This window comes from Streptomyces venezuelae (genome assembly GCF_008642295.1).
In the GTDB taxonomy this organism is placed as follows: Bacteria; Actinomycetota; Actinomycetes; order Streptomycetales; family Streptomycetaceae; genus Streptomyces; species Streptomyces venezuelae_C.
The window spans coordinates 7,472,696-7,490,734 of record NZ_CP029190.1 but is presented as its reverse complement, the minus strand read 5'-3'; the positions used below and the strand labels follow the sequence as shown (position 1 = coordinate 7,490,734).

Genomic DNA, 18,039 nt, shown 5'->3' with positions numbered 1-18,039 from the left:
GATGTGGATCGGCAGGCCGCTGCTGCGCGAAGTGCAGCAGCGCCGGCGCCTTGACGTCGCTCAGCGCGACCCCTGCACCGCGAGCAGAACGCACAGGTCGAACAGGGCCTCGGTGCGGTGCGCGTAGGTGTGCTGGTGCACCTCGACCTGCTTAGCGAACTCGTCCAGCAGCGGGTCGCTCTGGGCGGCGATGAAGTGGGCTGCGAAGCCGGTCATGTGGTGGCGCCGGAAGGCCACCAGGGACGGCTGGATGACGCGCAGGCAGATCAGGGCTCGCAGGCCGGTGGTGAGTTTGACGCTGGGGCTGCGGCGGCACTCCAGGTCGTTGACGTCGGCCGTTCCTGCCCGACAGGGCTGGCGTCCCACCGTTCCTGCCAGGTCAGACCGGGGTATCCAGCCAAGTAGTCCAGGAGGAGCCCGGCGGACTGGCCGCGCTGCTGTCACGTAGACGTACCTCCATCCCAGGTGTCGACGACCAGCTTCGCGATCGACCGCGAACTGCTGCGGGACAGGTCGCCGAACGGGCGGGGTGGCATAGCGGCGGTGGCCGGCTCGGCTGTCATCGGACCGCCGACGAAGCGGCTGGGGTAGTCCAGGCCCTCGGCGATCGGGCCGTGGCGGCGGCTGACGCCGGTGGTGGGGCTCGCGGCGGTCTTAGGCACCGAACACCGCCGCGATGTCGTCGGCGGCGTATCCGGTCGGGTAACTCATCCGGGGGCGCGGCTGGTTGTAGTGCTCCAGCAAGGCGTCGAAGATCTCCTCGACCCGCACCGCCAGGTAGCGGCTGGTGGTCTGGATGTTCGCATGGCGCGCAGCACCGCCTGGACCTCGGGCAACGTGAGCTTGCCGCCGTTGGCCATCCGGTGGGCCGCGGTGTGGCGCAGGTCGTGAAGCGTCCAGTTCGTGCGCAGGTTCTGCTGGGCCCGCTGCACCACCCGACGCATCGCCCAGTAGGTCAGAGGCCGGTCTTCACCGTGCCGGGTCCGCCAGACGGGCTCGCCAGCCTCTGGGGTGCCGGTGCTGTCCATGTAGCGGGCCAGTCGGACACATGCCTCCGGCGAGATCGGCACGAGCTCGCGTTCTCGGGTGCCCTTGGTGATGACGTAGAGGCCCGGCTTGGCCCAGTGGATGTCGCCGGTCCGGACACCGAGCAACTCCTCCGCCCTGGTGCCGCTGGAGACGTAGCAGTCGAGCAGAGCTCGGTCCCGCTCGCAGCCCATGGCGGCGAACAGCTCGTCCCACAGCGGGTCGGGGATGGAGCGCGGAGGCCGACCGGTGACCTTCTGGCGCAGCCTGGCCCGGCCCAACACCGGCTTGGGCGCCAGCGGGCTCAGGTGACTCATGGCCCGGCGACGCTGTGGCGAGACGGGCACCGGGTTCGCTACCGGACCGCGTCCGTAGTGCGCGTGGAACGCGTAGAAGCCGCTCACCACGGACAGTGCGTGGTTGATCGTCGTGGGTGCGTACCCAGGGCCGAGGTACGGCTTCCCGGTCCGCGGATTGACCGTTCCCGGCGGCGGCGACTGCGAGTTGCGCCGACGACGCTGCGGGTTCGGGGCGCGTACGCAGCCAGCCGGTCAGGACGGCGGTCTCCGCCTCGGTCGCCCGTTCCCAGGCCACATCGAGCAGCCACAGCAGCCGGAACCAGCGCAGCATCCCGAAGGCGTAGCTACGGGCAGTCAGCGGGTTGCTGTCACTCAGCGCCAGGTCGCGCAGGTACGCGGTGACCGGCTCCACCTCGCGTCCGACGCCGTCGATGGCGATGAAGGGAGGGTGGGCCTCACCGGTTTCCACCACGGCACCTGCGCGGGGCAGCTGGGCCCGACCCTCCATCAGTTCGTGACGTAGATCCACTTCCCTCTCCTTTGATCGTGATGACCGACACCGCGATCAACGAGGAGAAGAGGTGCAGATAACTGTGCAGTACCTGGCGAAGTGGCCTGGCCAGTTGTTGTGCGCGCGGATCCGGTCCCAGAGGGAGGACCACCGGGTGCTCCGGCGGACCGCGAACGTTACGCCGTACTGCTCGGCGTGTGCGCGGGCGGTGTCCAGTGCTCCGGGCCATTCAGGCAGGACCGGCAGCCGTCCTCGACACGGTCGTTCCGCCGGCTCGAGGACACGCGCATCAGAGGGCTGCAGTCAGCGGGTCCCGAACCACCAGATCAGCGTGGCGATCACAGATGATCCGACGGCCGCGCCGGCTCCGCGTACGGCAGCGAACAACGCCGCGCGGCCGAGACGACGCATCGTGCGCCTCTTCATTCGATCGTTCCGGTTCATCCCGACGCCCCCTTGGAGATCGTTGCCCGGCTCCGCTTGCTGGGCGCTGACCCGAGGTTCCAGCCCACACAAGGCTGGTGTCCGAAAGGGAGGACGCTCCGGACAAACGGCCTCTAGGCTCGCAGGTCAACGAGGTGTCCGCCGCAGTCGGTGCGGACACGACGGACAGCCACCGGGAGCACGGATGCCGGATCCGGCGCAGGAACTGAACGAGCAGCTGCGTGCCCTCGAAACGCGGGCACAGCGTGCCCGGAAGGCTGCGGGGCTGCCGTGTTCCAGGCGGGAGGCCGCGCGAGAGACGGTGCGGACGCCGTACGCAGTCGCCGTCAGGTTCCAAGCGATCAGCAGCTGGCTTGCCGCTCCACCGGCGCGCGCGACGATACCCAGCCCCGGCAGTAGCGAACACCTCCTCGCCCTGGTTCGCGTCTGGAGTGACTGGGCTGGGGAAAAGACGAACGAGCGGTCCTGGCGGAACCTACTGGAGAAGGCCCAGCCGTCACCGGCGACAAGCAGCCAGTTGCTCGCCTCACCCGCGGACCGTCCGCCAACTGCAGATGGTCACGAAGCAACGACGGGTACGGAGCGAGAGAAGACGCTGGGGCTCGCGGCTCGGCGATCCCTCGCACGAAGGCTTACTCGCTTGAGCAGTACGCCATCGGATCGGCGGGACGATGTTCTCGAATGGCTCCATACTCAGGCGCAGGCATTCGTGGAAGTTCCGTTCGGCAGCGTGCGGGTTCTGGTGGCGCCCATGGGCGCAGGCAAGAGCGAGGAAGCCTAGCATTGGTGGAATGCGGGGTTGATGCGGGCACAGACGGACGCGACTGTGGCGGTACCGGTGTGGCTGGAGGCGCGGGACCTGAAGCAGCGTCAGCTGGAAGCGGTCCTGAGCGGGGACCTGGAGCAGGAATGCCGGATCGTCATTGATGATCTGGATCGGTTGAGTCCGTGGGATGCCCATGAGGTGCTGGCCCAGGCAAGGCGGCTTGTTCTGACATGGCCTCGCCTCAGTGTTCTCGCAACGACTCGGCCGGGGGCGGGTGAGGTGAACGAGCGCGAGCGTATCGAGGTCGCCCCATGGCCCCTTCAGCGCGGTATGGAGTTGCTCCGCATCATCGTGGGCGAGCCGGTCTTCCATGCAGTCAAGGAACACGAAGCCCGACAGCTCCTTACGAGTCCCCTCCTGGTCCACGCGTTGGCAAGCCGACTACGTGCAGGCGGTGACGCAAATGTGTCTACGCAGGAATTGCTCGCTGGTCTGGCGAGCTCCGTTCTTCGACAGCAGCGGCGGCCAGTCAAGGACGAGGTGTGGGGCGGCCTGGTACGACTCGCCGCCCTGGTCATGGATTCAGCCGGACCAGTCCGGGCCTCCTCATTCGGGCGGGACCAGAAAGTCTGGGAGTTGGAGGAGACAGGGCTGGTTGTCCGCGAGGATGGCCAGCTGCGATTCGCTCTACCCCTGTTCGAGCAGCACTTCGGCGCGCAGGCACTCCAAGATGGCATCACCCGCCTTGAAGAGGCAGCAGGCCCTGAGAGCTTCCCCCGCTGGCGCTACGCGATCGCCTTCGCGATCGACACTGCTGCTGCGGACAAGACGGTGGAGTTCATGTCGCGTCTCGTACGAGCGAACCCAGCCGCAGCGTCGTGGGTACTCGATGAGGTATCCACATCCGGTAAGCGGACCAGCCAGGTAGCCATCAACCACCACAACGCCGGCGAGGAACCAGCACTGACAGCAGGCTGGTGGCTCAGGGACGCTATGCAAGCCTGGACCGACGGTCTCGGCAATTTGCCATCCCAGTTGACGCGTCAACACACAGGCGTGCTGGAACCGTGGAGTGTCCGGCTCGAAGGCGACTTCATGTTGCTTGCCGTCGGTCGCGAAGGCATGCACAACGCAGACCTCGTGGCACGTCCTGACCTTCAGCTCGGGGCTGGCATGCTGTCAGAGTTTCACAGCATCGAAGGCTTCACCCTGCCTAAGGACGACCTCTCGAGATGGATCTGGGCACGCAATCGACTGCGTAAAGCCCTGTCCCTTCGCATCCAGCGGAGGGTTCTGCCCGTGCCATCCGGATCCCCGCTCGCGGCCGAGCGGATCCGGTTCCTCGCTCGTCACATTCTCTCCAGCCACCGACTGCCACACGGCGCTCCGATTCCTGTCCGTCACCTCCGGCTGGAGGTGCAGACAATGATGAAGCAAGTGGAGAACAGCCAGTGGTGTACCTGGCAGGCAGCCGGCAACACCATCGACTCCGGCGACATCCGCTGGCTCCACACCGAACTCCAGCAAATTCACGACGAGACCCTTGCCGCTCCGTACCCACCGGCGGATCAGAGGACGGGGGCTCGATTCGTCTGGCAGGCCTACTCGCCTGAGCTGACCTGGTCCATCACAACCACCGTCCTGCAGAATGCGCTCATCGGCTATCAGCAACTCGTAGAAGCGAATTTCCCCCGGTTCGGGCACGCACTGCCCTCTACAGCATCATGCCAGCCCGCGCCGATGGCCTCGTGATCACGCCAAGCCCGGACGAGAGCGGCGATCTCCCACCGATCATGGAGTACACGCTCCGCACCGACAGCACGGCGCGTGAATCCGACAAGCCCGTGGTGCACCTCAACCTAATTGAAGAACCTGACGTACCACCCAGGCAGTGGATGAACCAGACTGATGGCACATCAGCGGCATTTCAGGTCCCCGAAGTCAGCCAGCAAGCGATCAGCATGCACGATGAACGGCAGGCCACGAACCTCGCCTACACCTGGCTCGCACGCGACCTGCACGCAATCGGCTGGTTGGAGAACCGTTCCCCGTACTTCGACTAACGGACGGCCAACATCGCAGATGCCTTGCCCGCGTACACGGCAGCGGAAGAACCAACGACGCTCCGCACGCCGATCCCCGAACCTGCAGACCGACCCGTCCGATCACGGAGCTGACCTGCACAAACACCCAGAAGGGCGCGAAATGACACTCGGCCCATTAGACGTCAACGCCATCTGCAACACCAGCTCGGTTCTCAACCAACCTGCAACAATCCCAGGCCAGGCCCCGACTGACGTCGCAAAAGCCGTTCTCAATCAACCTGCAACGCCCCAGCTCACCAAGCATCAGATACCGCAACTGCTCTCCCCATCAGCGACAGCGGTCCAGCAATTCGCTTCACATTCCTCCCATAGAACCGTTCCTTATCCCTCCAATTGCAGCCGGATTGATGCCTGTCGGGGGTCGAAATTGGTGGACGGGTACTCGGCGGTGTGGACGATGTACCGGTCCACGGTGTTGATGACGGTGAACCGGAACCGGACCTGCCCGGCCTTGGCCCGGAGGTAGGCGGCAGTGAGGTAGCTGACGCCTGCGCGGTGGGCCCGCTGCAATGCCTGCCCGACCGCGGGCCCGAAGTAGGCGTCCAGGTCCCGGTAGTGGCCCCACTCCCAGGTCACAGGGCCCCACCAGCGGGCGCGATCTCTGCGGCGCCGGTACGGCTGCGAACCAGGTCCGTACACCTCACTCCTCCGCCGGGGTGCCACTCCATCACCGGGCCCGGCTGCGTCCCCGTGTTCGGCGCACCAGGACACCGGATCCAGGCCCCCGCGGGCATACCGGCGGCACACGCACTCCTGCCCCGAGCCAGCCGACGGCACCCCGTGCCGAACCACCCCACCCGCCGGCCCCTCCACGGCGGTGCCCCGCAGGCCAGCCGGCCACGCCAGCGTCACCCTCAGGCCACCCGACCCCGACCGGAACCGCTCGATCACCCGCACCTCCCCCAGCACCGCCAGCGGATCCGTGCCCGGCGCAGTCAGCCGGCCCAACGAGGCGCCGAGCTCCCCCGCGGCCAAGGCGGCCAGCTCGTCGGCGTCCGCATCGGTAACCAGCCGGACAGCACATCTTCCCCCTCGGCGTCGTCGGCCAGGACCAGGTGCGGGCCATCGAGCCGGAACCGGAACGTACGCCGCATCGGTTTTCATCGATCTCACCCAGCCTCGATTCATTCCAACTGGCCTTTGTCTCGCATGATGAGGTTGCCTCACTTGACCTTCGACACCTTCCTTTGAATATACCGGCTAGTCCACAACGCTACCCTTTCCTTAAAAGTGGGCTTCATTCGCCTGAGTTTCCCCTTGTCTGTCTTGACCCACCACCTACCCAGCGCGTCCCTGAACGTAGCTTTGGACGGGAAGTCGAAGAATAATTGCTCGCCCCTATCAGGCCGATCTGAAATCCCGGCTAGGTGAATACCTCCGGGCCACCCGATCACCATCCCTGTGACGAATCTAGCGACTTGCACGGCCCCCTCATGGAGTTTGACCTCCTCTGGGGAAGCGAGGGCATGCTGAGTGGCTGACATGGCTGGCACCTCAACGATGGTGGGACAGAGAGGTTTTCCTGACGTCGAGGAAACGACCTCCAAATGGTAGACAGAAGCATCACTGGAATTACTCACTAGAAGATGGGCAATCGAGTCCTTCTCCTGACTACGCACAACCCATGCGGCGATCTTGCTCGCCTGCTCCTGCTCCTTGTCTTTTACACTGCGCCTATAGGACACAGCAGCCATCACAGCAGATCCCGTGGCGACCCAAGCAGGGACGGTACCCATGTCCAAATCCATAACCACGTCAGCCTCTCTGTATCTGCTGTATCCCTGACATCATCCAACCGAACGGCGCCCCGCGCGCCCGCACGCCTCTTTGCTAGTGGTGCGGCCGTCTCGATCTCTTCAAAAGCGGTTCGTTCAGCTCTCCACCGAATGCTTTAGAACGCCTAACACAATGAGGTGGATCGGCCCTGGTGACCGTGTCCGGTGGGCGAGTTCAGCGTTGTCCGGGCCATGGGGGCTTCACCGTGGATCGTGTCGGATGACGTGTGGGAGCGGATCGAGCCGCTCCTGCCAGAGCGAGAGAGGCGGTTCAGGTACCCGGGCCGCAAGCCGGTCCCGGACCGGCAGGCGCTGTGCGGGATTCTGTTCGTGCTGCACACCGGCATCCAGTGGGAACACCTACCCCAGGAGCTCGGCTTCGGGTCCGTATGACGTGCTGGCGACGACTGCGGGACTGGAACGAGGCCGGAGTCTGGCAGCGGCTGCACGAGGTGCTGCTGGCTGAGCTGAACGCCGCCGCCCGCCTCGACTGGTCGCGGGCGGTCGTCGACTCCAGCCATGTCAGGGCGTTAAAAGGGGGCTCCAGACGGGCCCGTCGCCAGTCGACCGGGGACGGGCCGGCTCCAAGCACCACCTGATCACCGACGGCCACGGCACCCCGCTCGCGGTCATCCTCACCGGCGGCAACCGCAACGACGTCACCCAGCTCATGCCCCTGCTCGACGCCGTCCCGCCCGTCCGCGGCAGGCCCGGACGGCCCCGCCGCAAGCCCCAGTCGGTCTTCGCCGACCGAGGCTACGACCACGACGTCTACCGCGACCCGGTCCGGGCCCGCCGGATCCTCCCCGTCATCGCCCGACGCGGCACACCCCACGGCAGCGGCCTGGGCGTCTACCGATGGGTAGTCGAGCGCGCCTTGTGCGCCACGAGGCGCTCTGTTTGTATCCCCGGTTCAGCCGGGAGGAACTCGGAAGGAGGTTCTTGGGCCGAATGACTTACCTGGGCCCGAAAGGCGAAGGGGACAAGAGCATGTCAGAAAACCAGTAACCGGGTCCAGTTGTCAGGGACGGTGTGCTGGGCGGCCCGCGCGATATGGCGAAGACTGGATTGTTTGAAGCCCAATCTCCAGAAGATGCAAGTTCCCATCCGCCGGAAAGACAACTGAAACCGGCGCCGACTCTGCACTGGCATCGATAGTGTTGGTCAGTGCACCTCCGGAGTTCGGGGCGATGTCCAACGAGGACATTCAAGGAGATGAGTGGGGCGCCTAAGTCGCGCTAGAACGTACAGACAGGGACGAACGTGGGATCGCCTACGGGATGCGAATCCTATGGCGACGGAGGCCCCGTAGTAGTCGCCGGAGTCACGACCGGCCAGGGAGGGGCGGGAAAGCCGTCCGTAGGGCGAAGGGGGCCAGGTGATTCGGACACCGAGACCTGGGAGGTATGCGAAATGCAGAGTGCCAAAACGGTGCTGGGTGTCCTGCGTGAACGCGGCAGGCGCGGCCTGCCGTGCAACGAACTGTATCGACAGCTGTTCAACCCGCAGTTGTATCTAATGGCCTACGGGCGCATCTACGCCAACCACGACGCAATGACACCCGGGGTCACACCGGAAACCGTGGACGGTATGTCACAGCGGAAGATCAGCCGGATCATCGAAGCGGTACGTCACGAGCGATACCGCTTCCGTCCGGTCCGGCGAGTTCTAATCCCGAAGAAGAACGGGAAGACACGCCCGCTGGGACTTCCGACCTGGTCGGACAAACTCGTCGGTGAAGTGGTCCGTCTCTTATTGGAGGCGTACTACGATCCGACATTCTCCGACCGATCTCATGGATTCCGCCCCCGTCGGGGCTGCCACACCGCTTTGCGGGAGGTGGCCCACACGTGGACCGGGACGTCCTGGTTCATCGAGGGCGACATCGCCGACTGCTTCGGCAGCCTGGACCACCAAGTCCTGCTGTCGATCCTCGGCGAGAAGATCCGTGACCAGCGGTTTCTACGGCTGGTGCACAACATGCTGACGGCCGGATACCTGGAGGACTGGAAGTGGGGCGCCACACTCTCCGGAGCGCCGCAAGGCGGAGTGGCTTCCCCGGTCCTGTCCAACATCTACCTGCACAAGTTGGACGAGTTCGTCGAAACTGTTCTGATACCGGAATACACCCGGGGAGACCGCCGGGCCCGCAACCCCGCCTATCTGGAGTTGCAGAATCTCCTGGCGAAAGCCCGCCGGCGCGGTGACCGGGCTGAATCCCGGACACTCCGTCAGCAGATGGTCAGTCTGCCGAGCTCGGATCCGAATGATCCGGGATACCGGAGGCTGCGCTATATCCGCTACGCGGACGACCACCTCCTCGGATTCACCGGACCCAAAGCCGAGGCCGAGCAGATCAAGCACCGCCTGGCGGAGTTCCTGCGCGACGAACTCAAGCTGGAACTCTCCCAGGACAAGACGCTGATCACCCATGCCCGCACCGGGGCCGCGAGGTTCCTCGGCTACGAGATCACGACTCAGCACAACGACACGAAGAAGACGGGCCGTTACCGGCGTGTCAACGGTCAGATCGCACTACGTGTCCCACGAGACGTGATCAAAGCCAAATGTGCCCCATACCTCTTCCGCGGAAAGCCCGCGAGAAGAAACGCTCTGATCAACAGCGGCGACCATGCGATCGTTGCGACCTACGGAGCGGTCTACCGGGGCATTGTTCAGTACTACTTTCTTGCCGGAGACGTCTTCCGGCTGCACCGCATGCAATGGGTCATGGAGACCTCCATGCTCAAGACCCTCGCGGCCAAGCACCGCTCGACGGTGTCGAAAATGGCAGCCAAGCACAAGGCCAGAATCGACACCACCAACGGGCCCCGAGTCTGTTTCGAGGCCCGCATCGAACGGAAGAACAGGAAACCACTGGTGGCAAGGTTCGGTGGGATTCCACTCCAGCAGCAGCGATCGGCGAAGGTGGTCGACCGCCGCGCCGTCTGGGTGGACTATCCGCAAAAAGAGCTGATCACAAGGCTCCTTGCGGATACCTGCGAGATCTGCGGAAGCACCGGCGATGTCGAGGTACATCACATTCGTGCACTCGCCGATCTCGCGCGTTCCGGATGGCCGCCGTCCGACTGGGCACGCGTCATGCTCGACCGGCGCCGCAAGACAGTTGTGGCCTGTGTCAGCTGTCACGATCGCATCCGTGTCGCACGATCGGCTGAATCACTCACGCGGTGATCACTGGAGAGCCGGATGATCGGGAAACCATCACGTCCGGTTCGGCGGGAGGCCGCGCGGAAAAGGACCTGCCTTGGCAGACACCTCGCCGCGCGGCCGACCCAACCGGCTGGATCATGACGCACCGCCGCCTCGCCCGCGACTACGAGACCCTCACCACCAGCTCCGAAGCCATGATCCACATCGCCTCGATCGACAACCTCGCCAAGCGCATAACAGACGAAACCACACCCACCTGGCGAGGGACGTACTAGGGCATCAAAGGGCAATCCGCCTACTTCAAACGCCCTCTGAGACCGACGACCACTTCCTCGGCCTCGAACACGCCCAGCTAGTCGGCACCGAAGCCCTGCTCACCACGAGGGACAACGTCGAGGCCGTCATCGAAGCCAAAGCCATGATGTGCGTCTACGGCCCCGCAGGCTCCGGCAAGACCATGTCGATCAACTCCGCACTGCGCCACCTTGCACCCGAGAACACCTACCGCCTCAAGCTACGGGCCGGCCCCACCCCGCGCGACATCCGCCACGGCCTGTTCGAAGCCCTCGGCCTGCCCGGCGAACCGCCCAACAGGCCCATCGAATTCGACAACCTCCTCAAAGACGCCCTCGCCGAGGAATTCCGCATCCTCGTCTGCGACGAGGCCCAATGGATGAAGAAGACCTCGCCTGGGTTGCTCACGAGAACGAGGGAGGCTCTTTGGCCAGTGCCTTTTCGTGCCCGTCCAACCATTTGGCCAGTTCCACGCAGTCCATCATTCCTTTGCCCGGATATTCCACCTTGTAGCCTGCTCCGTCGAGGCCGGGAAGGCTGGTCTCAAGACATCGGGCGGCGTACGGGAGGGTATAGGCGATGCCGTGTGCGTTGTCGCGAACGGACTGGCTCGGATGACTGCCGAGGATGACGGCTGCCGATGCCACACGAGCCACCAGGTCGTCGGTACCCCGGCGAAGGTCCGCAATGACGGCCGGATCCCGTTTGGACCGGTCGTCCAACCGCTCGAATCTCTGCATCAGGAACCGTATGCGGTTCGAGGCCTGGATGAGTTCCCCGTAGCGGGTGATCTGCTCGTTGGTGCGCGCGGTTGCCTGCTGGCCCGCCGCCTGGGTCCTTGCGGCCTCCAGTGTGCTGTGTGCCTGGGCGCGACCGGTTTCCAGGACGCCGTCGGCCTGGAGGTAACCCGCCACCACTGTCCCGATGACGGCAGCCAACCCGACGTAGGACGGTGCGTGCCGCTGCATGTGCTCACCTAAATTCGCCATGTGCATAATGCTGACAACGCATCAGGTCCTCTGTCGTGCGTTGGCCGGATCACGTCTGAGCATGGCTCGGGAACCGCCGCCCAGTGCACTTGCGATCGAAGGCGTCCCACGCCACTCTGACCTTCTCTAACCTCGCGCTTTCACGAAGGCCGGCCGTGCGGGTGCCCGATCTGCTCCCAGGTGACGCCCGCCTCGCGATCCGCGATCACCGCGCACCGCACCAGCTAGCTGGTCAGGTGCCGGAAGTCCGCGGCGGCGGTGCTGTGTAGCCCAGCCTCGGCAAGCTCGTACTCGGCCGCGTCGGCCACGCGCAACTCCACCGCCTCGCACCGGGCCCGGATCTCCCGCGAGATCCGCAGCAGAGCAATCCGGGCGCGAACGGCTGACGCGGCCCGCCTCCGGTCCCGGTACGCCTCCTGCCGGCAGGGGCGCGGACGAGGGCAGTACCGGCGCCTGTGACTGATTCCCAATGACCGTTGTCAAGCGTCAAAGGTGCTCACTGGGGCATGCCGATGGCACGCCGGAACCTTGCCCATAGGGAGGTCGGCAAGGCGACGCCAGAGACTTCATCAGGAGAGCCAGCATCCTGTGCCTTGGCGGTCCGCTCTGCTAGGTCCTCGTGAGCGTCTCCGCGGAATGCGACGACGTCCTCCCCGATTCCGACCACCTCCAGGAGGGTGTCCAGGGCCTTCTCGGCTTGCTCGTGCGGCTGGGTGAGCCATACATACGAGACGCCGACCGGATTGCCGTCATGCTTGCTGATCGCGAAGCTGAAACCCTTCAGCCGGAACAGAACGACCTCGAGTTCGTCCACCCCGTCCCACGACCGCTCCACGTGCAGACGCAGCCGCTGAGCCACGGGCTGCACCGGCAACGCCAGCACTCCGACCATCTGGAACAGCGGGGCTGAGTGCTCCCAGACGCTGTACTGGCAGGCGGGGTTCTTGCCGGTTTAGTAGGTCGGTTGTGTAGCCGGCTGCCAGTCGGGCTCAGGTCGAGGGACCTCGATCACCAGGGCGGCTGGCGTTATACGGCGCTGATCAGGCCCGGTTGTGGTGGCTGGGCTGTCCATTGGCGTTGGTCGCGGATGAGGGCCCACAGAACGTCGAGTCGGCGGCGAGCGAGGGCGCGGATCGCCTGTTTGTGGCTCTTGCCCTCGGCTCGTTTGCGGTCGTAGAAGGTCTTGGACGTGGGGCAGAAGCGGGCGGCAATCTGGGCGGAGAGGCAGAAGACGCGCAGGAGCCGGCGGTGGTAGCGGTGTGGTCGGCGCATGTTGCCGCCGATGCGACCTGAATCCCGTAGGTCACAGCAACGCAGCGATGCCCTCCCGGTTCTCGGGCAGCCCGGCCGCGCGGAACCACAACACGTTTCCGGCGATGCCGCCCGTCGCCTCGTCGGTGTCCACGAAGGCCCGCAACAGGTTGCGTTGGGCGGGGGTGAGCGGGTGGGTCGGGGCGTACCCACCGGCAAAGGCTCTGAGCAGGATCGGCCCGCGTTCGTGGTCGGTGACCGACGCGCCGCCGGCGGCCACGATGGCGACCGCCACTGGTGCCACCTCCTCGAAGGTTTCGGCCAGGGCGAGCGCGGAGCGCAGCACGGTGAACCGGAACCACCCGTCGAGCCCGGGCAGTGGCTCGGGGAACCAGCCGTCCGTCGTTCGCGGGTCCCGCAGGGCGTCGAGGAGGACGGCGAGAGCGCGTGGCCGATCAACATGGGCGGGACCGAGCGCGGCGCAGACCCGCACAGCTGGGTCGGAGTCGGCGAGCAGGTCGGAGGTGTCCACCCCCCATACGCCGAGCGCCCGCGCCACACTCGCTCGCTCCCGTCGCCCCGCCACGGGACCTAGCCGTGCCCGCAGCAGCGTGGCGGCCAGCGGCACCCGGTCGGCGAGCCCTGGGGCGAGGAGAAGTGGCATGGCTGCGCCGAGTGCGGCCTCGCGGACGTGGGGATCGGGAGAGGAGAGGAACGGCTCGACGGCGTCGTAGAGGGTGGGGCGTATCTCCCGGCACGCCTGCAGTGCTGCGAGTTCCTCCAGGTCGTGCTCGCGTCGCGTCTCCTCGTGCCAGGGCGCCCATTGCCAGTCGGTGCGGTCGCGCACCGGATCCTCCCCGTAGGCCGCAGATTCGGCAACCTGCCCCAGCCAGACCAAGAGGGCGGCCCGCAAGCTGCGCGGCGGCCCGTCGTCCCACGGGAAGTGCCCCTCGTGTTCGGCGAGGCACATGGGGTGGTCGAGGACTGCGGCGACGAACAGTGCCGCGGGCGCGGTGACGGTGTACAGCGAGCCCTGGTGCAGCACGCCCATGTCCAACGCGGCCAACGCCTCTGACCGAACCTCGGAATCTTCGTCCAGGAGGGAGCACAGGGAGACGGGTATGTCCTCGCCGGAGCCGTAGGCGTGCTGGAGAGACTCCCAGTCTGTCTCCAACAGCAGTTCCCGGGCGGCTGCCGGCAGCCCGCTCAGGATCCGCGTTATGCGGGCACTCTCGCTATCCGTCATGCACACACCCTGCCAGCACCCACCGACAACTCCCCTTTCTCGGAAGAGGGACGAACGGGGAACACCCAGCTCAGCCCACACGGGCGGCATGACTGAGGGCCGCGACCGGTCACGCGTTGCTCAGAGCAGGACGGCCCAGGGGTCATCGTCCGGTTCGGGCTCTTCGGGGTGGAGCATGCGGCGAACGCAGCGCAGGAGTCCCGGTTCACCGGATCCGGCGGCGGCGGTCATCCACGGCAGGGCGTCCATAGCGTGCGCGAGTTGGACGGTGGCGAGAGCATCAAAAGTGTGGTGCAGGCTCTCGGGGGCGGGTTCGTCCGTGAGGCAGAGCCAGCCGATCGCTGCGGCCATGCGGACTTCGGGGGCCTGTGTCCGATCTTGCCACCGCCCGCGGATCCACGAGACGGTCGGCGGGTGTGTGTGGGCCCGGGTGGTCTCGGCAGCGGCGAGGAGCAGGGCGGCACGGACCAATGCGTCGCGCTCCGTGGCGAGCCTGGTGGCGAAGGCGGTTCGGACCTGATCCGGGTCGGCAGCGGTGGCCAGAGCGTAGGCGGCGTCAATGCGGATGGTGCGGTCGGGGTCATCGAGAAGGGGCAGGAGTGTGGGAATTTCGGCAGTGATCGCGGCTCGGGCGGCGGCGACCGACCAGCCCGCGGGGTAGCCGGTCACCTCGACTCCGTAGTCGTCATAGTCGTCTTGGGCGTGGCGTCGAGGGTCGGTGCGGTGGAGAAGGAGTTCCTCTCGGGAGGCGACGCCGAAGTGCCGGGCGCGGGCCGGGGCGGAGAGTGCGCCGAGGGCGTCGGCACGGTGTGGATGATGGGTATCGGTGGCGATGGGGATCAGGAACGGTACGGCGAGGGCGGCAGCCGCCCGGCTGTCGTTGGCACACAGGCCGCCGAGAACGCCCGTCGCATGGCGAGCGGGGCTGTCGCCGGTGTACAACTGGTGAACGGCCTCCCGGGCATCGTCCCCGTGAGGGAAGTTTCCCCACGGGACGGCGTCGAGGGGGAACCCGCGCTGGGTCTCGGGCCGGATGCCGGCCACCAGTGCCCGGACATCGAAGGCACCTCCCGCGAACGAGGCCAGATCCGCTCCGTCCGCCAGCGCCCGGCACATTGCGAACGCCGGATCGGTCCGCCAGTCCCCCACACCACACCCCCACCATCAAATCCCCAGAGACTCGATCATGCCTTCCCCCACCGCCCCAGTGGCACGACTGCCGGGCATCCAGAGCGCCTCCCGGCACACTACTCATAGCGAAAGATCCGGAAGGCACATGCTCAGGGCGGACCGGCACCATCGTGCGGGGGCAGTGTCCTTGAACTTTGCGGTTGGCCCGGCCTGCCCACTACAAGGCTCAGTTTCAGGTCAGCAAAGGGTTGCCCCTGAGGTTGGCTTCACCGCACGGCCAGGGGTGTCGACGGCCACGATTTTCCCCATGTCAGGTGGTTTGAGAACCATGTAATTCTCCATCCCGAATCCACCGAATTCCCCATGGGTATGGCGGTGTTCGGGCTTGAGGGTCCTGGTCATCACGGAGTCGTACGTGCCCTCGGTCTGGAGAGGCCGGGGTACGTACCGGATGGCAAGGAGATCGTTCACCGTGGTCGACATCATCGAGATCTACGTCCACTGGTACGCCGGCCGGTCCAAGGCCCAGCTGGCGACGTCGCTGGGGGTGGACCGCAAGACGGTCAGGAAGTACCTGGCCCCGGCGGAGCTGTCCGGGATCACCCCGGGCGGGCCGCCCATGAGCGAGGACGACTGGGCCAAGCTGATCAAGAGCTGGTTCCCTGAGCTTGCGGACCGGCGGCTGCGGCAACTGACCTGGCCGGCGTTCGATCAGCACCGCGACTACATCAAGAGCCTGCTGGGGCAGGTGACCGTCTCGACAATCCACCAGCGGCTCCGCGACGAGCGAGGAGTGCAGGCCTCGCGGACCTCGCTGCGGCGGTGGCTGGATGCGACGCTGCCGGAGGAGACAAAGAGGTCGCAGGTCACCGTCCTGCGGGATGAGGTCGAGCCGGGCTCGGAGGCTCAGATCGACTACGGGTTCCTGGGCCCGTGGATCAACCCGCGGACCGGCAAGCGGCACCGCGTCTGGGCTTTCGTCATGGTTGATTTTGTCGGGTCATATGAGAGCCGCTTCTCCGGCATGAATGAGATCCAGGTCTAGGCCGTTCGTGGCGGTGGTGTACTCGACTGCGGCGGGTCTTCTTCGGCGAGTTCGGGAGCCAGTTCGGCGAGATTGGGAGCTACTGATGGGGTGACCAGGCGGGAGCGCGCGGAGTGTCCGTAGGGGCCGGGGTGGGGGTGTCGGTAGCTTGTGATCGCAGGCCCGGGTCGCCTCCCTGACAAGTCGCGGCCAGGGCCTCGCTCATGGAGGCGCCGGAGGGCTGGTGTTGGCGTACTCGTCGGAGTGCTCAGCCTGAGGACGAAGTAGCTGGCCGCCTCGCGCTTGGGCGTGCGACGATCCTCGGATGAAGAACCCTCCTGGTCCTTCCTTTCGAAGGCGCTTGTTGATCGAGTCGCTGACCGTGGTGGCAGCTGATCCGTCGAGTCAGCGAGCTTGGGTGGACGAGCACGGTGTCGCGACGGATGAGATCGTCCTGGACTTCGACCATGCCTTCCGCATGGTCGAGAGCCTTGTTGAGGGTGGGGAGATCAGCCGTGAGGTGCGTCCAGATCTGCAAACGATTGATGCGATCTTCGCTGGGATGAGTGGCAGGGCGAACTCGGAGCGCTGGAGCAGGGAAGCGCTGGCGGTCGATCCAGGTTGGACCGAAGCCCGGGAACTGGCCCGCCGGGTGCTCGTCGACGTGCAGGGTGAGTGGAACCTACCAATGCCGGCGGTCTGCATAATTCGGTAGCTGCCCCAAGTTCCGGCCAAATGGACCCGCGAGTCCAGCCCTCCGTGCTGCTGGTGGCGTTGTCAGTTCGGGGAAAAGAGGGCTTCCTGGGTGGCCTGGTAACGGTAGGACTCGGTGCCGGTCTGGATCAGGGTGCAGCGGAAGGTGATCCGGTCGGCGATGGCCGCGCAGAGGCGGGCGTCGCCGAAGGTCTTGTCCCACTCGGTGAAGGGCGAGTTCGTGGCGACCGCGGTGGCCTTGCGCTCCTCGCGCTCGGTGAAGATCTGGAACAGCAGCTTGGCGCCCTTACGGTCCAGGTTGAGGTAGCCGAACTCGTCGATCTATGCCGATATCGACATAGGTGGACGACATCGGGCTCCTGCCCGTCTCCCCGGACGCCGCCGAGGGCTTCTACCGGCTGGTCGATGCCGCCTACGAACGCCGGGCGCTGGCCGTCTCGAGCAACCTCCACCCCTCCGGATTCGACGAGATCATGCCCAAGACCCTGGCCACGGCCACCGTCGACCGGCTCCTCCACCACGCTCACGTCGTGGTCACCCAGGGTGATTCCTTCCGACTCAACCAGGCCACCAGCGGACAGGGGGTGATCCCCTTGCGCTGACCCACCCACCAACAGCGGGGAGATATCTGGCCGCGGTTGGGGAAGATTCACTGGCCGCCAGTGGGGAGAATTACTGGCCGCCTCCGGGGAGAACTGAATGGCCGTTGACATCTGACATCCGCTCCTTTCAGCGGGAGTGGTCACCACAAGTCGATGGACCAGACATCGCCCACCTGATGCCCGTCTGGATCAGGGGTCCCGGACCCGTATGGATCGAAGTCGGAGATGACGTGGATGCGGGCCGCGGAATCGGATACGCGATAGCAATCCATGTCTCGCGACGTGTTGTCCGTATCGAGCTCGAGGGTGTGCCCGAGGGCTAGGATGGCGGCCTGCAGTTCATCGAAACGGACAGTGGGCGCGAAGTCCCCGTACTTCCGCGCGAGAACAGGGGGCACCATGTCCGCCGATGGGACGTACAGCAGCCGTTGGATCTTCACACCGAAGCCGAAGCATGACATCTGTCCCTGCAGCCCCGGCTGCTCTGCAGAGAAGTTGATCTCCACGAGTCCGTAGTCCCGGCGCAGGAGGCCGCCACCGGGCACGTCGAGGAATTGGCCGCCCAGGGCGGCTTCCCAGGCGTAGGGATCAGAACCCAAGCCGACATCGAGTACGTCGCTGCGGGTGGCGACATGGGCATAGAAGTCAAGTGCGGACACCCGCCGACCTCCTCAGCTGCGCAAACGTG

Annotated in this window: 16 protein-coding genes and 5 pseudogenes; 9 read left to right on the top strand and 12 right to left on the bottom strand. The window is 65.8% G+C overall.

Annotated elements, in window-relative coordinates:
* Positions 1 to 60: 60 nt before the first annotated feature.
* The 3 genes from DEJ50_RS34235 to DEJ50_RS35500 all read right to left on the bottom strand — a co-directional run bounded on the left by DEJ50_RS34235 (position 61) and on the right by DEJ50_RS35500 (position 1,343).
* Positions 61 to 366, bottom strand: a complete 306-nt coding sequence (locus DEJ50_RS34235) for a hypothetical protein (protein ID WP_190344859.1) — start codon at positions 364 to 366, stop codon at positions 61 to 63.
* 74 nt (positions 367 to 440) lie between these two features.
* Positions 441 to 662 carry a hypothetical protein gene (locus DEJ50_RS34230; protein ID WP_190344857.1) on the bottom strand — a complete coding sequence of 74 codons (222 nt, stop codon included), beginning with the start codon at positions 660 to 662 and terminating at the stop codon, positions 441 to 443.
* Positions 663 to 707: 45 nt separating this feature from the next.
* Entirely contained in the window at positions 708 to 1,343 is a 636-nt protein-coding gene (locus DEJ50_RS35500; RefSeq protein ID WP_317852580.1) for a site-specific integrase, read from the bottom strand.
* Positions 1,344 to 3,082: 1,739 nt separating this feature from the next.
* On the opposite strand from DEJ50_RS35500, the gene DEJ50_RS33545 reads away from it, so the two are divergent.
* Positions 3,083 to 4,798, top strand: a complete 1,716-nt coding sequence (locus DEJ50_RS33545) for a hypothetical protein (RefSeq protein ID WP_150211748.1) — start codon at positions 3,083 to 3,085, stop codon at positions 4,796 to 4,798.
* The gene (locus DEJ50_RS33540; protein ID WP_190344855.1) at positions 4,795 to 5,109 is read left to right on the top strand and encodes a hypothetical protein; all 315 of its coding nucleotides are present in this window, start codon (positions 4,795 to 4,797) and stop codon (positions 5,107 to 5,109) included. Before DEJ50_RS33545 ends, DEJ50_RS33540 begins: the two co-directional genes overlap by 4 nt.
* Positions 5,110 to 5,472: 363 nt before the next feature.
* On the opposite strand, the gene DEJ50_RS33535 is transcribed toward DEJ50_RS33540, so the two are convergent.
* Positions 5,473 to 5,727 (bottom strand): hypothetical protein, encoded by a 255-nt coding sequence (locus DEJ50_RS33535; RefSeq protein WP_150211746.1) that lies wholly within the window; start codon positions 5,725 to 5,727, stop codon positions 5,473 to 5,475.
* A 587-nt stretch (positions 5,728 to 6,314) separates the two neighbouring features.
* Positions 6,315 to 6,887, bottom strand: a complete 573-nt coding sequence (locus DEJ50_RS33530; protein WP_150211745.1) for a hypothetical protein — start codon at positions 6,885 to 6,887, stop codon at positions 6,315 to 6,317.
* 231 nt (positions 6,888 to 7,118) lie between these two features.
* Between DEJ50_RS33530 and DEJ50_RS33525 the strand changes: the two are divergent.
* From DEJ50_RS33525 to DEJ50_RS35075, 4 genes and pseudogenes are all read left to right on the top strand, one after another.
* A pseudogene (locus tag DEJ50_RS33525) lies at positions 7,119 to 7,800 on the top strand (IS5 family transposase); the annotation flags it as partial.
* Positions 7,801 to 8,339: 539 nt separating this feature from the next.
* On the top strand, positions 8,340 to 10,121 hold the full coding sequence (locus DEJ50_RS33520) for a reverse transcriptase/maturase family protein (RefSeq protein WP_190344852.1): 1,782 nt from the start codon (positions 8,340 to 8,342) through the stop codon (positions 10,119 to 10,121).
* 107 nt (positions 10,122 to 10,228) lie between these two features.
* Positions 10,229 to 10,375: pseudogene (locus DEJ50_RS33515) on the top strand (IS5/IS1182 family transposase); the annotation flags it as partial.
* Between the two features lie 143 nt (positions 10,376 to 10,518).
* Positions 10,519 to 10,788: pseudogene (locus DEJ50_RS35075) on the top strand (ATP-binding protein); the annotation flags it as partial.
* A 10-nt stretch (positions 10,789 to 10,798) separates the two neighbouring features.
* On the opposite strand, the gene DEJ50_RS35070 reads toward DEJ50_RS35075, so the two are convergent.
* The 5 genes and pseudogenes from DEJ50_RS35070 to DEJ50_RS33495 form a co-directional block, all read right to left on the bottom strand.
* Positions 10,799 to 11,383: a hypothetical protein gene (locus DEJ50_RS35070; protein ID WP_223838227.1), complete on the bottom strand. Its 585-nt coding sequence runs from the start codon at positions 11,381 to 11,383 to the stop codon at positions 10,799 to 10,801.
* Between the two features lie 496 nt (positions 11,384 to 11,879).
* Entirely contained in the window at positions 11,880 to 12,275 is a 396-nt protein-coding gene (locus DEJ50_RS33505; protein WP_223838051.1) for a hypothetical protein, read from the bottom strand.
* Between the two features lie 134 nt (positions 12,276 to 12,409).
* Positions 12,410 to 12,682: pseudogene (locus DEJ50_RS35685) on the bottom strand (IS110 family transposase); the annotation flags it as partial.
* Between the two features lie 4 nt (positions 12,683 to 12,686).
* Complete coding sequence (locus tag DEJ50_RS33500; RefSeq protein ID WP_223838050.1) at positions 12,687 to 13,880, bottom strand: HEAT repeat domain-containing protein; 1,194 nt, start codon at positions 13,878 to 13,880, stop codon at positions 12,687 to 12,689.
* Between the two features lie 120 nt (positions 13,881 to 14,000).
* Positions 14,001 to 15,029: a HEAT repeat domain-containing protein gene (locus tag DEJ50_RS33495; RefSeq protein ID WP_150211744.1), complete on the bottom strand. Its 1,029-nt coding sequence runs from the start codon at positions 15,027 to 15,029 to the stop codon at positions 14,001 to 14,003.
* A 433-nt stretch (positions 15,030 to 15,462) separates the two neighbouring features.
* Between DEJ50_RS33495 and DEJ50_RS33490 the strand changes: the two genes are divergently transcribed.
* Entirely contained in the window at positions 15,463 to 16,056 is a 594-nt protein-coding gene (locus tag DEJ50_RS33490; RefSeq protein ID WP_223838049.1) for a hypothetical protein, read from the top strand.
* A gap of 343 nt (positions 16,057 to 16,399) precedes the next feature.
* Positions 16,400 to 16,750, top strand: coding sequence for a hypothetical protein (locus DEJ50_RS33485; protein WP_223838048.1), 351 nt, complete (start codon positions 16,400 to 16,402; stop codon positions 16,748 to 16,750).
* Between the two features lie 62 nt (positions 16,751 to 16,812).
* On the opposite strand, the gene DEJ50_RS33480 is transcribed toward DEJ50_RS33485, so the two are convergent.
* Positions 16,813 to 17,070 carry an ATP-binding protein gene (locus DEJ50_RS33480; protein ID WP_150212530.1) on the bottom strand — a complete coding sequence of 86 codons (258 nt, stop codon included), beginning with the start codon at positions 17,068 to 17,070 and terminating at the stop codon, positions 16,813 to 16,815.
* Between the two features lie 20 nt (positions 17,071 to 17,090).
* Here DEJ50_RS33480 and DEJ50_RS33475 point away from each other — a divergent pair.
* Positions 17,091 to 17,351, top strand: a pseudogene (locus DEJ50_RS33475) (ATP-binding protein); the annotation flags it as partial.
* Positions 17,352 to 17,491: 140 nt separating this feature from the next.
* Here the strand turns inward: DEJ50_RS33475 and DEJ50_RS34225 are convergent.
* Positions 17,492 to 18,010: a hypothetical protein gene (locus DEJ50_RS34225; RefSeq protein ID WP_190345102.1), complete on the bottom strand. Its 519-nt coding sequence runs from the start codon at positions 18,008 to 18,010 to the stop codon at positions 17,492 to 17,494.
* Between the last annotated feature and the right edge of the window lie 29 nt (positions 18,011 to 18,039).

Coding starts and splice junctions, on each gene's coding strand:
- DEJ50_RS35500 (WP_317852580.1), bottom strand. CDS start 1,343: ATGAGTCACCTGAGCCCGCTGGCGCCCAAGCCGGTGTTGGGCCGGGCC.
- DEJ50_RS33545 (WP_150211748.1), top strand. CDS start 3,083: ATGCGGGCACAGACGGACGCGACTGTGGCGGTACCGGTGTGGCTGGAG.
- DEJ50_RS33530 (WP_150211745.1), bottom strand. CDS start 6,887: ATGGGTACCGTCCCTGCTTGGGTCGCCACGGGATCTGCTGTGATGGCT.
- DEJ50_RS33520 (WP_190344852.1), top strand. CDS start 8,340: ATGCAGAGTGCCAAAACGGTGCTGGGTGTCCTGCGTGAACGCGGCAGG.
- DEJ50_RS35070 (WP_223838227.1), bottom strand. CDS start 11,383: ATGGCGAATTTAGGTGAGCACATGCAGCGGCACGCACCGTCCTACGTC.
- DEJ50_RS33505 (WP_223838051.1), bottom strand. CDS start 12,275: ATGGTCGGAGTGCTGGCGTTGCCGGTGCAGCCCGTGGCTCAGCGGCTG.
- DEJ50_RS33500 (WP_223838050.1), bottom strand. CDS start 13,880: ATGACGGATAGCGAGAGTGCCCGCATAACGCGGATCCTGAGCGGGCTG.
- DEJ50_RS33490 (WP_223838049.1), top strand. CDS start 15,463: ATGGCAAGGAGATCGTTCACCGTGGTCGACATCATCGAGATCTACGTC.